Genomic DNA, 13,994 nt, shown 5'->3' with positions numbered 1-13,994 from the left:
GCGGGTTTCCCCCTGTTCGCACCTGCGGTAGGCGGCCCCAACGAACGAAGGGCTTTGCATGACGCAATATGTGTACCGCTTCGGCGGGAATGTGTCGGACGGGGGCAAGGGTGACAAGAACCTGCTCGGCGGCAAGGGCGCCAATCTCGACGGCATGGCCTCGATCGGCCTGCCGGTGCCTCCCGGCTTCACGATCAGCACGCCGATGTGCGCGGTCTATTACGACCAGGGCGAGGCCTTTCCGGAAAGCGTGAAGGCCGAAGTCGCGAACGGCATCGCCCATATCGAGGGCGTCACCGGCAAGAAGTTCGGCGACGCATCCGATCCGCTGCTCGTCTCGGTCCGTTCCGGCGCGCGCGTGTCGATGCCGGGCATGATGGACACGGTGCTGAACCTCGGCCTCAACGATGCCACGGTCGAGGGCCTGGCCGCCACCAGCGGCGATGCGCGTTTCGCCTGGGACAGCTATCGCCGCTTCATCCAGATGTATTCCGACGTGGTGCTCGGGCTCGATCATGGCCGCTTCGAGGAAGCGCTGGAGATCGCCAAGGAGGATCGCGGCTATAATCTCGACACCGAGCTTTCGGCCGGGGACTGGCAGGCGCTGGTCGCCGCGTACAAGGCGCTGGTGCAGGAGCTGTGGGGCAAGCCCTTCCCGCAGGACGTGCACGACCAGCTCTGGGGCGCGATCGGCGCGGTGTTCGGCTCGTGGCAATCCGAGCGCGCCAAGGTCTATCGCCGGCTGAACGACATCCCGGGCGACTGGGGCACGGCAGTCAACGTCCAGGCGATGGTGTTCGGCAACATGGGCGACACCTCTGCGACGGGCGTGGCCTTCACCCGCGATCCGTCGACCGGCGAGAACGCCTATTATGGCGAGTTCCTGATCAATGCCCAGGGCGAGGACGTCGTCGCCGGCATCCGCACCCCGCAATATCTGACCCGGGCCGCCCGCGAAAAGGCCGGCGCCCGGCCCGCCTCGATGGAAGAGGCGATGCCCGAAGTCTATGCGCAGCTCGCGGCCGTCTTCGAGACGCTCGAGAAGCATTATCGCGACATGCAGGACATCGAGTTCACCGTCGAGCGCGGCAAGCTGTGGATGCTCCAGACCCGCTCGGGCAAGCGCACCGCCAAGGCGGCGCTCAAGATCGCGGTCGACATGGCGAGCGAGGGGCTGATCACGCAGGAGGAGGCGATCCTGCGCGTCGATCCGGCGGCGCTCGACCAGCTGCTCCACCCGACGCTCGATCCGGCGGCGCCGCGCGACGTGCTCACCAAGGGCCTGCCCGCCTCGCCGGGCGCGGCTTCGGGCAAGGTCGTGTTCGACGCCGATACCGCCGAGAAATGGGCGGCAGCGAACGAGGCGGTGATCCTCGTCCGCGTCGAGACCAGCCCCGAGGATATTCACGGCATGCACGCGGCGCGCGGCATCCTCACGGCGCGGGGCGGCATGACCAGCCACGCGGCGGTGGTGGCGCGCGGCATGGGCCGCCCCTGCGTCTCCGGCGCTGGCACGCTGGCGATCAACGCGCGCGAGAAGCTGTTCCGCGTCGGCACCCGCGAGGTGCGCGAGGGCGATCTCGTCACCATCGACGGCGCGACCGGCGAAGTGATGCTGGGCGCTGTGTCCACCGTACAGCCCGAGCTGGCCGGCGATTTCGGCACGCTGATGGTCTGGGCCGATGCCAAGCGCCGGCTGAAGGTGCGCACCAATGCCGAGACGCCGCTCGATTGCCGCACCGCGCGCGATTTCGGCGCCGAGGGCATCGGCCTGTGCCGCACCGAGCACATGTTCTTCGAACAGTCGCGCATCACTGCGGTGCGCGAGATGATCCTCGCCGCCGACGAGGCGGGGCGCCGCGCCGCGCTCGACAAGCTGCTGCCCGAGCAGCGCAGCGATTTCGTCGAGATCTTCGAAGTGATGGCGGGGCTGCCCTGCACGATCCGCCTGCTCGATCCGCCGCTCCACGAGTTCCTGCCGCACGAGGAAGCCGAGTTCGCCGAAGTGGCGGCGGCGGCCGGCCTCGATGTCGAGACGCTCAAGCGCCGCGCGGCCGAGCTGCACGAGTTCAACCCGATGCTTGGCCATCGCGGCTGCCGCCTGGGCGTGACCTATCCCGAGATCTACGAGATGCAGGCGCGCGCGATCTTCGAGGCGGCGTGCATCGTCGCCGAGAATAGCGGCGAGGCGCCGATCCCGGAGGTGATGATCCCGCTGGTCGCCACGAGGCGCGAGCTGGAGCTGATGAAGAATGTGGTCGACAAGGCCGCGCGCGACGTGTTCGCCGAGCAGGAACGCACGATCGACTATCTGGTCGGCACGATGATCGAGCTGCCGCGCGCGGCGCTGCGCGCGGGCGAGATCGCGGAAGTCGGCGCCTTCTTCTCCTTCGGCACCAACGACCTGACCCAGACCACGCTCGGCGTCTCGCGCGACGATGCGGCCAAGTTCCTCACCACTTATGTGGAGAAGGGCATCTACGCCAAGGATCCGTTCGTGAGCCTCGATGTCGAGGGCGTGGGCGAGCTGATCGCGATCGCCGCCGAGCGCGGCCGCGCGACTCGCCCGGACATCAAGCTGGGCATCTGCGGCGAGCATGGCGGCGATCCGGCCAGCATCGCGTTCTGCGAGGAGACCCGGCTCGATTACGTCTCGGCCTCGCCCTATCGCGTGCCGATCGCCCGGCTGGCGGCGGCGCAGGCGGCGCTGCGCAAGGGGTGATCCCGCTCGCGCTGCTGCTGGTCCAGGCGGATCCGGCGGAATCGCTCCGCCAGGAACTGCGCTCGGCACGCAGCGCGACCGCGGTGCTGCAGCGCCGCTGTGGCGAGCCGATCCGCGCCGTGGTGGATCGGGCCGGGCGGAAGCCGCCCACGCCCGAGCAGCGCGCGCATCTTGCGGTCGGTCCGGCCGAGCCGGTGACTTATCGCAGCGTCGTGCTCAAATGCGGCGGCCTGTCGCTGTCCATCGCCGAGAACTGGTATGTGCCCGCGCGGCTCACGCCCGAGATGAACGCGGCGCTGGCCGGCGATACTCCGTTCGGGGCCGTAATCCGCCCGCTCGCCCCCAGCCGGCGCACGCTCGGCATCGCGACGCAAGGCGAGGACGCCATGGTCGCGCCCTATGTCCTGCGCCAGCGCGCGCTGGTGATCGGCGGCGACGGCCGGCCGCTCGCCGAAGTGGTGGAGAACTACACGCCGGAGCTGATCGGGCTGCCGGTGCGCAAGCCCTGACGCCCCGGGCCCGTCATCCCCGCGCAGGCGGGAATTACGGAAACGAATATGAGACCACGGCCTAGCCGAACTTCTCCGCATGCTCGCGCTCGTTGCCGGCGCGCAACAGGGCGGCCTGCTCGCGCCAGCCCTGCCCGGCGATCGTGCCGGGCGCCACTTCCAGCCGCTGTTCCAGCGCGGCCTCGTCATCGGGCGCCATCTTCTCGATCTCGCGATAGGTCTTGATGCCCAGCTCGTTGAGCCGCTTCTCGCGCGCTTCGTCGATGCCCTTGATCCGCGCGAGATTGTCCCGGCCCCAGCCGAACCAGCCGCGCCAGCCGGCACCGGGCGCATCCTCCACCACGGGAGCGGGCACCGGCGCCTGCCTGCGTATCGTCGCCAACTCGGCCTGGAGCGCGCGGATGCGCTCCTCTGCCTCGTCGCGATAGCGGGCATGTTCGAGTTCCTCGTCCTGGTAGCGCTCGCGCCACTTCGCGCCGCCGGAGCGGCTGGCAAGGCCGATGAACCAGCCGCCGACCAGAGTCAGCCCCAGCGCGGCGAACTGAGTCGCGGTCTCGAACGGAAGCGCCATCGTCCGCGATCCTAGTGCGCGTGCTCGGGATGCGAGGGCTCGGCCTCTGCCGCCGGCACGTCATGCACCGGCTCGGCGGGCGCGGGGGCCACCGGCGCCGGCTCGGCGGGCGCGGCTTCGACATGCGCCGTTTCCACGGGAGCGGCCTCGGCATGCACAGGCTCCGGCGCGGGTTCGGCATGTGCCTCCGCCGCATGGGTGACGGCGGCTCCGGCGACCGCGCCAACGGCTGCCGCCGCGGCCATGGTGGCGGTCGAATGGCCCTCGGGCTCGGCGGCGGGGGCCGGAGCGGGAACGGGAGCGGGCGGGGCGGCCTTCAGCCGGGCATTCTCGGCCTCGAGATCGCGGATGCGGCGGGCGGCATCGCGCAGGTCGCTCTCGGCCCGGTCGCGATAGCCGGCATTCTCGGTTTCCGCTTCCTCGAGTCGTTCGCGCCATTTGCGGCCGCCGCCATGGCTGGCGAGCCCCAGGAACCAGCCGGCGATCAGCGTAAGGCCCAAGCCCGCGACCTGCGTGATCGTCTGGAACGGCAAATCATGCATCGAGTCGACCTCCCCTTAGTCTGGCGGGAAGCTATCCCGCCCGGGAAGGCCGCGCCACCGGAAAGGTTAGGGGCCCTTCGAGATCAGCGCATCGTTGATCGAGCAGGCCGCGGGCCCCAGGATCACGACGAACAGCACCGGCAGGATGAACAGGATCAGCGGCACGGTCATGATCGCGGGCAGGCGCGCGGCCTTTTCCTCGGCGCGCATCATGCGTTCGTTGCGGAATTCGGCCGAGAGCACGCGCAGCGCCGAGGCGAGCGGCGTGCCGTATTTCTCGGTCTGGATCATGGTGGTGACCACGCCGCGGATCGAATCGAGGTCGATGCGCTCCGCCAGATTCTCGAAGGCCTGGCGGCGATCGGTGAGGAAGCCCAGCTCGATCGCGGTGAGCTGGAATTCCTCGCCCAGCTCGGGATAGGCCTTGCCCAGCTCCTTGGCGACGCGGTGGAAGGCGGCGTCGACGGTGAGTCCCGCTTCGGCACAGATCACCAGCAGGTCGAGCGCGTCGGGCAGGCCCTTGCGGATCGCCGCGCTGCGCTTCTGGATCTTGTTCTTGAGATAGAGATCCGGGAACTTGTAGGCGAGGATGAAGCTGCCGGCGACCAGGCCATAGGCCTTGATCGGGCTCCAGTCGGCGAACATGCTCGTGCCGTAGACGAGGTAGAGCACCGGCCCGCCGATCACGATCGGCAGCACCAGCCGGCCGAAGATCACCGCCACCGCGAATTCCTTGCGGCGGATGCCCGCCTGGAGCAGCTTGGTCTGCGCCTGCTTGACCTGGCTGTCCTGCAGCACCTTCATCGAGGAGAGCAGCGAGCGGATGCGGTCGGTGGTCTCGTTCTTCTGGACCAGCTTAGCGCGGCGCTTCGACGTGGAGGCGGTGATGCCCGCCTTCAGCTGCTCGCGGCGCTCGTTGAGCGACTTCACGCGCTTCGCCATCGGATCGCGCACCGTGGTGGCGGCATAGATCGCCAGCAGCACCGCGAAGGCGGCGACGGCCGACAGGATCGTCGCCACCCAGATGACGTCGACGCCGAGCAGCGTGGGTCCGGAGGGAGGAGGGTTCATGCCGCTAGATCTCGAAATTGACCATCTTGGCCATGATGAAGGCGCCGATGCCCATCCAGAGCAGGCCGCCGCCGCCGGCGATCATCAGGCGCTGGTCCGCGAAGAAATTGGCCATGTAGTTGTTGTTGATGAACCAGACGAGCGCGAAGACGATGAAGGGCAGCGCGCCGACGATCAGCGCCGATGCCTTGGATTCCGACGACATCGCCTTGATCTTCAGCTTCATCTGCGCGCGCTTGCGCAGCACGTCGGCCAGGTTGGCCAGCGTCTCGGCCAGGTTGCCGCCGGTTTCGCGCTGGATCTGGATGGTGATGGTGAAGAACTGGAATTCGGGCGTGCCGAGCCGGTCCGCGGTTTCCTGCAGCGCGGTGTCGAGCGACTTGCCGATCTTCATCTTGTCGCTCACCGCGCGGAATTCCTCGCCGACCGGGCCGTCGACTTCCTGGCCGACCACGCCGATCGTCTCGGTGATCGGCAGGCCCGAGCGCAGGCCGCGCACCAGCAGTTCGATCGCATCGGGGAACTTGGCGGTGAACCGGGCGACGCGGCGCTTGATGAAGAAGCCGACCACGAAATGCGGCAGGCCGACGCCCAGGACCAGGCCGACGCCCAGCCCCAGCAGGATCGGCAGGCCCTGGAGCATGATCAACACGGCGGGCACCAGCGTGAGCCCGGCGCTGACCATCATGTACTGGCCGAGCGTCCAGGGCTTCCCCGTCATGCTGAGCCGCTTCTGGAGCAGCGCCGGATTGGGCAGGAAGCGCGCGGCAGTGACGTCCATCCGCGTGGCGCGGGCGGCGGCGACGCGGCGCATCTGCGCTTCCATCGCATTGGCGCCGACGGCGCTCACCACATGGCGTTCGCGCATCGACTTGACGCGGCGCGCGCCCGCCCGCTCGGCCGAGGGCCCCGAAAAGGCGAGCACCATCAGCGCGAGCACCACGAAGGTGCCTCCAGCGAGCATCAATACCGGCAGCATGTCCACGCCGCACCAACTCCGCTTGCGTAACCCTTGCGCAGACTAGCCGCGCAATGGTTACTTCTTTGCCTTTGCCGGCATCTTCGCCTTGAACTTGTCGAGCAGCGAGCCGCCGCCCCTGGGCTTGTCGCCCTTGCCCTTCGCCTTGCTCGGACCAGCTTCGTCCGCGCCCGAATCGGCGATGCCGGCGATGCGCTGGGCGAGGTCGGCGAGCGGGGCGATGCCCTTGTTGCCCTTGCCCACTTCGGCGAGCGGCTTGCCCAGCTTGGCCGATTGCGAGGCGAGCTTGGCATCGAAGGGCAGCATGAAATCGATCTTGCGCTCGATCGAGCCCTCGAAGTCCTTGCGGCTGATCTCGAGCACCGCCGCCTGCTGGATCTTGTTGGCGACCACGATCACCTGAGTCTGCGGCGCGTTCGACTTGAACCAGCTCAGGATGCGGATCGCATCGCGCGCGGAAGCCAGGGTCAGCTCGGTCGCCAGCACGGCCACCTGCACATCGGTGATCAGGTGCGGATGGTTGACCAGCATCGAGCGCGGCAGGTCGACGATCGTGCACTCGAATGCGGTGCGGATCTCTTCCTGCAGCTGATAGAAGGCCGCGCCGTCGGTCATGATCGGCGAGTGGATCGGCGCTTCGGCGCTGAGCACCGCGAGGCGGTCCGAAGCGCGGACCATCGCGCGCTCGATGAACAGCCCGTCGATGCGGCTTGGATTCTCGATCGCGTCGGTCAGGCCGCGGCCGGGCTCGAGGTCGAGCGCGAGCGCGCCGGTGCCGAAATGCACGTCCAGGTCGAGCAACGCCGTGCTGCGGCCCAGGCGCTCGCCCATCAGCCAGGCAAGCGAGGTGGCGAGCGTGGAAGCGCCGGCGCCGCCGCGCGTGCCGATCACCGCGACTGCGCAATGCGGCCGATCGGTGCCGGTCTCGGCCAGCTTGGGTGCGTTGAGCGCGGTCTGCGCCTGGGCGAAGGCGTCGCGCAGCGCATCCGGATTCAGCGGCTTGAGCAGATAGTCGTGGATGCCGCTCGCGACGAGGTCGCGATACAGGCGCACGTCGTTCACCTGGCCCGACGCGATCACGATCGTGCCAGGCTCGCAGACTTCGGCGAGTGCGTTGATGTCGTTGAGCGGATCGCCGCTCTCGGAGAGGTCGACGAACAGGATGTTCGGGCTCGCCGAGACCGACAGGGTCTGGACCGCGTTGCGCAGGCCGCCCTTGTTGACCTTCTCCGGCGACCAGCCGAGCTCGACGGCGATCGGGCGCAGGATCTCCGCCGTCGTCTCGTCGCAGACGAACGCAACGAACGGATCGCGATGCCCGGTGCGGGCGGGATTGAAAGGCGCGTTCACTTGGGGCTCCCCGAACCGGCGTCGACCTTGCCGCCGCTGCCCGAAGGCACCGCCGCGCGCAGTGCGCCGATGGCCTTGGATGCGGTGATCGGATCGGCCGTGGGCGACCCCGCGGCGCCGCGGACGAGATCGGCCGGATCTGCGATCATCGCGGCGAGATTGCTGTTGCTCGCACAGCCATAGTTGGAGCTGGTGCTCGCCTCGAACGTATATTCCGCGGGGCGCGAATTGTCGGGGCAGCCCGGCACATTGGCGGTCATCCGGGTAACGACCACCCGGATGGTGCCCGGCGCGATCTGGCCGGTGGTAACGGGCGCGCGATCGGCGAGGATCAGGCCGTAGCGGCCGGCCTCGGCGGCGATTTCCGGGCGGCCGGTGGTGCCGGCGGCGCCGTCGTCGATCGCGACGCGATCGCCATAGCGCAGGCTCATCGCCGACATCCAGCCGGCCAGGCGCTGGCTTTCGCCCGGCGCCAGCGAATAGCCGGTCGTCTGCAGGTCGAGCACATAGTCGCTGCGCTGGACGATCGGCTGATGGACCGATTCCACGCCGCCATTATAGGTGCCGCAGCCGGCGAGCAGCAGCGCCGGGACGAGCAGGGGAGTGAAGCGCGGAAGCACGGGCGATCTCCTCGTCAGTCGCATCGGGTCAGAAGCCGAAGCCGGGGGCCGCGGAGCCGCCCTTCTTCTGCTTGCGGTTGGGTTGCGGGGCGGGCGCCATCTGGGCGGGCGCGGTCGCCTGGCCGGCCGGGGCAGGCGAATAGGCGCCCACTGAAGGCTGGCCGTCCGCCGGCGCCATGCTCGGCTTGGGGCGCTCGCCATTCTTGTCGCGGCTGGAGAGCGCGCCCATGAAGACGCGGTCGAAATCGTTCGGCGCCTTGTAGCCGTCGGTCGGCAGGACGATCTGATTGGCGTTGACCGGCTTCACCAGATAGGGGGTGATCACGATCACCAGCTCGGTCTCCTGGCGCTGGAAGGCGTTGGAGCGGAACAGCGCGCCCAGGATCGGCACGTCGCCCAGGCCCGGTGTCTTGGTGATCGAATTGTTCTGCGAATTCTGCAGCAGTCCGCCCACCACCATGCTTTCGCCCGAGCCGAGCTCGACCGTGGTCTCGCTGCGGCGCGTGCTGAGCGCGGGGATGGTGACGCCGTTCAGCTGCACCGCGCCGGCCGAAGTCAGCTGCGACACTTCGGGGCGTACGCGCAGCGAGATGCGGCCATCGGCCAGCACCGTCGGCGTGAAGGCCAGGCTGATGCCGTACTGCTTGTATTCCACCGTGGTGGTGCCCAGGCCCTGCGCGACCGGGATCGGGATCTCGCCGCCGGCGAGGAAGTTCGCCGTCTCGCCCGAAAGCGCGGTGAGGTTCGGATTGGCGAGCGTGGTCACCTGGCCGATCGTCTCGCCGAGATCGATGGCGGAAAGCACGTCGAGGCCGAACAGCTTGCCCGCCAGGCCCATGGTGGCGTTGTCGGAGCCGCGGGTGATGTCGGCCAGGCCGCTGGCGCGCGGATTGACGAACCTGCCCGTGGAGGGATCATAGGCGCCGGTGATGGTGACGCCGTTCTGCGTCATCGTCGCGGTCGGATATTTGGCGAGGTCCGCCGCCGAGAACGAGCCCGGGCTGCGGCCCTGGGCCAGGCCGAACTGGAAGCCCCCGGTCGAGTCCTTAGTGCTGAAATTAACGCCAATGTTCTTGACGAAGCTGCGGCTCACTTCGGCGAACTTCACCTGCAGCTGCACCTGCAGCGGTGTAGCGGTCCGCAGGCGGTTGATCACCGCGATCTTGACCTGCGCATTGGGGTCGTTGACGTTGACGCCAGGGTTGAGCAGCCCGGTTACCAGGCGCTGCGCCTGTTCGCTGTCCTGCGGCGATTTCACCGTGCCGTTGAGCACCGCGATCTGGCCGACCGTGGTTACCTGGACGTCCGCATCGGGCATCGCCACCTTCACCATGCGGTCGATCGAAGTGATGTTCTGCGCCACGCGGACATTGGTGGAGAAGACCACCGCGCCCGAGGCGCTGGTCGCGAACACCGTCGCCTCGCCGAACTCCTTGCCGAACAGATGGATCTGGCGCGGATTGTTCACATAGATGTCGGCGACGGACGGATTGGAAGTCCAGACGTTGGCGACGGTGGCGGGAAGGGTGATCAGCTCGCCCTGGCCGGTCGAGAGCAGGATCTCGCCGCTCGGCCGCTGCGTGCCCGGCGGCAGGTTGGCGACGCCCACATTGGTGCGGGCCGGCGCATTGGTGCGTGCCGGGTGGGGCCGCTTTGACTTGGCGGTCTGGGCGAAGCCGGTCGCCGGCGTGCCGACCAGCGCGGTCGACACGATCGCGGCGAGCGAGCGCTTCAGGAGAAGCTTGCGAGTCATTTCAGTTCTTGCCCCCCAGAGCAACGGCGGTCTCGGCATTGCCGCGAACGACGGTCACGACCGGGCCGCGCGGAGTCGCGGCGCCGGGAAAGCTTTGGCCGGGCGCGGGCGTAGCGCCGGGCGCGCCGGCCGTGCCCATGTCGTGCGGCTTGGTCGGCACGGTGCTGCGCTGGAAGCGCGACACGTCGGCGCCGGTGGCGAAGGTGGTCGCGCCGTCCTGCGGTGTGCGCGCCACCTTGGCGATCATTTCCTTTTCCTTCTTCGGGTCGCTCGGCACCTCGACGTCGCCGTTCGCGATCGCGTCCTCGAGCTCGCCCTGATTGTCGGCGATCGAGCGCAGCGAGAGCGAGAGCGTGCCGATGGTCTGCGCCACCGCGATCTTCTCGGCGATCTTGGGCGTCGCCTCGACCGTGACGGTCGAATAGGTGTTGACGATCGTGTTGCCCTTGTCGTCGGTCTGCTTGTCGGTCTTCTGGTCGGTGGCGAGCACGCGCAGGTTGCGCAACACCGTCTCGGACGCCTTGAGCGCCGGACCGTCGCCGCCGCCGCTCACCGACTGGGTGAGGATCAGGTCGATGCGGTCGCCCGGGAAGACGAAGCCCGCAACCGCGCTCTGGGTCGAGACGGGCACGGTCACCGCGCGCATGCCGGCGCCGAGCGCGGCCGCCAGGAAGCCGCGGTCGCCGGGCTTCACCAGCGCGCCCTGGGTCACCGGCTGGCCGGCGGGAATTGGGAAGCGCACCACGGTGCCGACCAGCTTGGCCGGGTCCGATTCGCTGCGCACGTAATAGGCGCCCTCGACCAGTTCCTTGGGCCAGGGGCGGAATTCGAGCGACTGGGCATCCAGGATGGTGCCCACCGGCAGCTCGCGCTTGGCGACGAGCACTTCGGTGGTGTTCTGCGGCTGGACGGCCGCGGGCACGGCGCCGGCCTGGGGCGCGGGCGCGCCGCTCATCAGGTTGCGCGCCATGAACGCGGTGATGGCCGCCACGACGAGCGCGCCGACGAGCAGGATCAGCTTGCGTGCATCCATTTCGCTATTCCCAAGCCTTCTCAAAAGCGCCGGCGTATGTGGTTGCGCCAGCGTTAATTATTCACCCGAACTGGTTAAAAATCGGTTCGCGAAGAACCAGCAGCGCGGCGATCGCGATGGCGACGCCATAGGGGATCTCCAGCGGCCCCTCCGCGTCGCGGCGCAACCGCTTCTCGATCACCATGAGGAGCGTGAGGCCGCCGCCGATCAGCGACATGAGCACGAGCATCCACACCAGCGGCTGCACCGGCAGCCACAGCGCGAGCGCTCCGATCATCTTCACGTCGCCGCCGCCCATCTGCCCCAGCGCGAACGCGCCGAGGAAGAAGGCGAAGACGAGCGCGGCAACGCCGGCTTGCATCGCCACGTCCGGCCACAGCGCCAGTCCGTTCGCCCACCACCAGAGCGGCGCCAGCAATGCGATGGCGGCATTCTTCCAGTTGGCGATCTCGCGTGTGCGCGCATCCTGGATGCCCGCCGAGACGAGCAGCAGCGCAAGTGCTACGAGCAGCAAAGTGACGTACACATCCCCCATGTCGCCAAAGTCCTAGACGGGACGGCTTATCAAAACGTAACCAAGCCCCATGCGTGAAAACCCGGATATCCGCCGCACCATCCCCGCCGGGGCCAAGGTCCATCATTGGACGGCTCCCGATGGCTGGCAGCTGCGCGCCTTCGCCTGGCCCGCCGAGGCCGCCACGCCGCGCGGATCGATCCTGTTCCAGGGCGGCCGGGGCGACATCTTCGAGAAGTATCTCGAGGCCTTCCACCATTGGCACGACCAGGGCTGGGCGATCACGTCGTTCGACTGGCGGGGCCAAGGCGGCTCGGGCCGGCTCACCGCCGCGGCCAATTGCGGCGATATCGACAGCTTCGACAGCTTCATCGCCGACCTGCGCGCCTTTTATGCGGACTGGGAGGCGGCGACGCCCGGCCCGCATGTGGTGATGGGCCATTCGATGGGCGGCCACCTGGTGCTGCGCGGGCTGGTCGAAGGGGCGATCCGCCCCGATGCCGCGGTGATTGTCGCGCCGATGCTGGGCGTGAAGAGCGCGCTGGGCCCCTTTGCCGAGCGGGCCGCGCGCATCCTGGGCGGCGTGGGGGACAGCACCCGGCCGGCCTGGAAGAGCAACGAGAAGCCCTACACCACCGAGACCCGCGCCAACCTGCTCACCCATGATCCGGATCGCTATGCCGACGAGATCTGGTGGCAGCAGCACGATCCCGCGATCGTGACCGGCCCGCCGAGTTGGCGCTGGCTGATCCAGGCATTCAAGTCGATGCGCGAGCTGGCGGGCAATCCGAAGCTTCGGAAAATGCCGGTGCCGGTGCTCGCCCTCGTCGCCAAGGCGGATGGGCTCGTCGATGCGAAGGCGGCGCTCCGGATCGTGCCGAAGCTCCCCGACGCCCGCATCGTCAGCTTCGGCAAGGAAAGCGCGCACGAGATCCTGCGCGAGGAAGACCGGGTCCGCAACCGCGCGATCGGCGAGATCGACCTCTTCCTCGCCGCCCGCGCCCAGCGGCGCTGATGGCCCATGACATAGCGATCGTGGGTGCCGGCATCGCCGGTGCCAGCCTCGCGGCCGAACTCGCGCCCCATGCGCGCGTGCTGCTGCTCGAGGCCGAGGAGCGCGCCGGCTATCATGCCACGGGCCGTTCGGCCGCCTTCTGGTCCGAAAGCTATGGCGGGCCCGCCGTCCAGCCGCTCACCACTGCATCGGGCCCGATGCTCGGAAAGTATCTGGAGCCGATGGGCTCCGTCCATATCGGCAGGGCGGACGAGGCCGGGGCGATCGCGGCGTTCCTCGCCGAGTTCGAGGGCACGGGGGTGGCGCTGCGCCCGGTCGATCCGCGGGCGATGATCCCGGGCCTGCGCCCCGAATGGACGCTCGGCGTGCTCGAGCCGAGCTGCGAATATATCGATGTCGGCGGCCTGCACGGCGACATGCTCGCCGCGGCGAAGCGGGCGGGGGCGGAATTGCGGACGCATGCCGGGCTCCTTTCCGCGCGGCGCGAGGGCGGCGCATGGAAGCTCGAGACCCGGGCCGGCGCCTTCGAGGCTGCCATTCTCGTCAATGCCGCCGGCGCCTGGGCCGATCCGGTGGCGGAGATGGCCGGTGCGCGGCCGCTCGGCATTCGGCCCTATCGCCGCACGATCATGCAGCTGAAGACCGATCCGGCGCCTGCACCCGGCAGCCCGATGGTCGCGCATATCGGCGGCAGCTTCTACTGGAAGCCGGAGGCGGGCGGGCGGATCTGGCTGAGCCCGCACGACGAGATCGCGACGCCGCCCTGCGATGCGCAGCCGGAGGATATCGACGTGGCCACGGCGATCGACCGGTTCGAGCATGTCGTCGACTGGCGGGTGGACAGGCTCGAGCACAAATGGGCCGGCCTCAGGACCTTCGCGCCCGATCGCCTGCCGGTCTATGGCTTCGACATGGATGTGCCGGGATTCTTCTGGTGCGCCGGCCAGGGCGGCTTCGGCATCCAGACCGCGCCGGCCGCCGCCAGGCTCGCTTCGGCGCTGCTGCTCGGCGGCGCACCCGATCCCGCGGTCGCGGCTATTGACCCGGACCCCTATTCGCCTGCACGTTTCGGCAGCTAACCTGGGTTAGCCGTTCTAGTTCGGGAGAAAGCCAATGGCACACAAGTTCGTGATCGAGCAGAACAAGGCTGGCGAGTATGTCGCGAAGTTCAAGTATAACAGCGAAATTATCTTCTGGACCGAAGGCTATTCCAGCAAGGCGAGCGCGAAGAACGCGATCGAATCGATCCTGAAGAACGGCCCGGGCGCGCCGGTCGAAGAAGGCTGATCTATCCGATTCAGACATAGATCGCGTT

The 13,994-nt window shown here is 68.5% G+C and carries 14 protein-coding genes; 5 read left to right on the top strand and 9 right to left on the bottom strand.

Annotated elements, in window-relative coordinates; genetic code table 11:
• Positions 1–58 precede the first annotated feature (58 nt).
• Together ppdK and FHR20_RS18740 are read left to right on the top strand one after the other, a co-directional pair.
• On the top strand, positions 59–2,722 hold the full coding sequence (gene ppdK, locus FHR20_RS18745) for a pyruvate, phosphate dikinase (protein ID WP_167301127.1): 2,664 nt from the start codon (positions 59–61) through the stop codon (positions 2,720–2,722).
• A complete protein-coding gene (locus FHR20_RS18740; protein WP_167301126.1) occupies positions 2,719–3,231 on the top strand; it encodes a chorismate--pyruvate lyase family protein in 513 nt (170 codons plus the stop codon). The genes ppdK and FHR20_RS18740 overlap by 4 nt, the downstream gene beginning before the upstream one ends.
• 61 nt (positions 3,232–3,292) lie before the next feature.
• Here the strand turns inward: FHR20_RS18740 and FHR20_RS18735 are convergent, their stop codons facing one another.
• The 9 genes from FHR20_RS18735 to FHR20_RS18695 form a co-directional block, all read right to left on the bottom strand.
• Positions 3,293–3,802: a hypothetical protein gene (locus tag FHR20_RS18735; RefSeq protein ID WP_167301125.1), complete on the bottom strand. Its 510-nt coding sequence runs from the start codon at positions 3,800–3,802 to the stop codon at positions 3,293–3,295.
• 11 nt (positions 3,803–3,813) lie between these two features.
• On the bottom strand, positions 3,814–4,344 hold the full coding sequence (locus tag FHR20_RS18730) for a hypothetical protein (RefSeq protein WP_167301124.1): 531 nt from the start codon (positions 4,342–4,344) through the stop codon (positions 3,814–3,816).
• Positions 4,345–4,410: 66 nt separating this feature from the next.
• Complete coding sequence (locus tag FHR20_RS18725) at positions 4,411–5,415, bottom strand: type II secretion system F family protein (RefSeq protein ID WP_167301123.1); 1,005 nt, start codon at positions 5,413–5,415, stop codon at positions 4,411–4,413.
• A gap of 4 nt (positions 5,416–5,419) precedes the next feature.
• Entirely contained in the window at positions 5,420–6,400 is a 981-nt protein-coding gene (locus tag FHR20_RS18720) for a type II secretion system F family protein (protein ID WP_167301122.1), read from the bottom strand.
• 51 nt (positions 6,401–6,451) lie between these two features.
• Entirely contained in the window at positions 6,452–7,744 is a 1,293-nt protein-coding gene (locus FHR20_RS18715; RefSeq protein WP_167301121.1) for a pilus assembly protein CpaE, read from the bottom strand.
• Positions 7,741–8,364: a CpaD family pilus assembly protein gene (locus FHR20_RS18710; protein WP_341786481.1), complete on the bottom strand. Its 624-nt coding sequence runs from the start codon at positions 8,362–8,364 to the stop codon at positions 7,741–7,743. Before FHR20_RS18710 ends, FHR20_RS18715 begins: the two co-directional genes overlap by 4 nt.
• A gap of 28 nt (positions 8,365–8,392) precedes the next feature.
• Positions 8,393–10,117, bottom strand: coding sequence for a type II and III secretion system protein family protein (locus FHR20_RS18705; protein WP_167301119.1), 1,725 nt, complete (start codon positions 10,115–10,117; stop codon positions 8,393–8,395).
• Position 10,118: 1 nt separating this feature from the next.
• Positions 10,119–11,150, bottom strand: a complete 1,032-nt coding sequence (cpaB, locus tag FHR20_RS18700; RefSeq protein WP_167301118.1) for a Flp pilus assembly protein CpaB — start codon at positions 11,148–11,150, stop codon at positions 10,119–10,121.
• A 61-nt stretch (positions 11,151–11,211) separates the two neighbouring features.
• On the bottom strand, positions 11,212–11,685 hold the full coding sequence (locus FHR20_RS18695; RefSeq protein WP_167301117.1) for an A24 family peptidase: 474 nt from the start codon (positions 11,683–11,685) through the stop codon (positions 11,212–11,214).
• A 49-nt stretch (positions 11,686–11,734) separates the two neighbouring features.
• Here FHR20_RS18695 and FHR20_RS18690 point away from each other — a divergent pair, with 49 nt between their 5' ends.
• The 3 genes from FHR20_RS18690 to FHR20_RS18680 are packed head-to-tail and all read left to right on the top strand — an operon-like array spanning position 11,735 to position 13,966.
• Positions 11,735–12,679: an alpha/beta fold hydrolase gene (locus FHR20_RS18690; protein ID WP_167301116.1), complete on the top strand. Its 945-nt coding sequence runs from the start codon at positions 11,735–11,737 to the stop codon at positions 12,677–12,679.
• Positions 12,679–13,758, top strand: coding sequence for an NAD(P)/FAD-dependent oxidoreductase (locus FHR20_RS18685; protein WP_167301115.1), 1,080 nt, complete (start codon positions 12,679–12,681; stop codon positions 13,756–13,758). The genes FHR20_RS18690 and FHR20_RS18685 overlap by 1 nt, the downstream gene beginning before the upstream one ends.
• Positions 13,759–13,792: 34 nt before the next feature.
• Positions 13,793–13,966, top strand: coding sequence for a YegP family protein (locus FHR20_RS18680; RefSeq protein WP_167301114.1), 174 nt, complete (start codon positions 13,793–13,795; stop codon positions 13,964–13,966).
• Positions 13,967–13,994 lie beyond the last annotated feature (28 nt).

This window comes from Sphingomonas leidyi, assembly GCF_011761945.1.
Lineage (GTDB): Bacteria > Pseudomonadota > Alphaproteobacteria > Sphingomonadales > Sphingomonadaceae > Sphingomonas > Sphingomonas leidyi.
This window is presented reverse-complemented; position numbering and strand designations above follow the sequence as displayed.

What these genes read in the sequence shown, in the direction of transcription:
- ppdK (WP_167301127.1), top strand. Translation starts at nt 59, where the DNA reads ATGACGCAATATGTGTACCGCTTCGGCGGGAATGTGTCGGACGGGGGC.
- FHR20_RS18735 (WP_167301125.1), bottom strand. Translation starts at nt 3,802, where the DNA reads ATGGCGCTTCCGTTCGAGACCGCGACTCAGTTCGCCGCGCTGGGGCTG.
- FHR20_RS18730 (WP_167301124.1), bottom strand. Translation starts at nt 4,344, where the DNA reads ATGCATGATTTGCCGTTCCAGACGATCACGCAGGTCGCGGGCTTGGGC.
- FHR20_RS18725 (WP_167301123.1), bottom strand. Translation starts at nt 5,415, where the DNA reads ATGAACCCTCCTCCCTCCGGACCCACGCTGCTCGGCGTCGACGTCATC.
- FHR20_RS18705 (WP_167301119.1), bottom strand. Translation starts at nt 10,117, where the DNA reads ATGACTCGCAAGCTTCTCCTGAAGCGCTCGCTCGCCGCGATCGTGTCG.
- cpaB (WP_167301118.1), bottom strand. Translation starts at nt 11,150, where the DNA reads ATGGATGCACGCAAGCTGATCCTGCTCGTCGGCGCGCTCGTCGTGGCG.
- FHR20_RS18695 (WP_167301117.1), bottom strand. Translation starts at nt 11,685, where the DNA reads ATGGGGGATGTGTACGTCACTTTGCTGCTCGTAGCACTTGCGCTGCTG.
- FHR20_RS18690 (WP_167301116.1), top strand. Translation starts at nt 11,735, where the DNA reads ATGCGTGAAAACCCGGATATCCGCCGCACCATCCCCGCCGGGGCCAAG.
- FHR20_RS18685 (WP_167301115.1), top strand. Translation starts at nt 12,679, where the DNA reads ATGGCCCATGACATAGCGATCGTGGGTGCCGGCATCGCCGGTGCCAGC.
- FHR20_RS18680 (WP_167301114.1), top strand. Translation starts at nt 13,793, where the DNA reads ATGGCACACAAGTTCGTGATCGAGCAGAACAAGGCTGGCGAGTATGTC.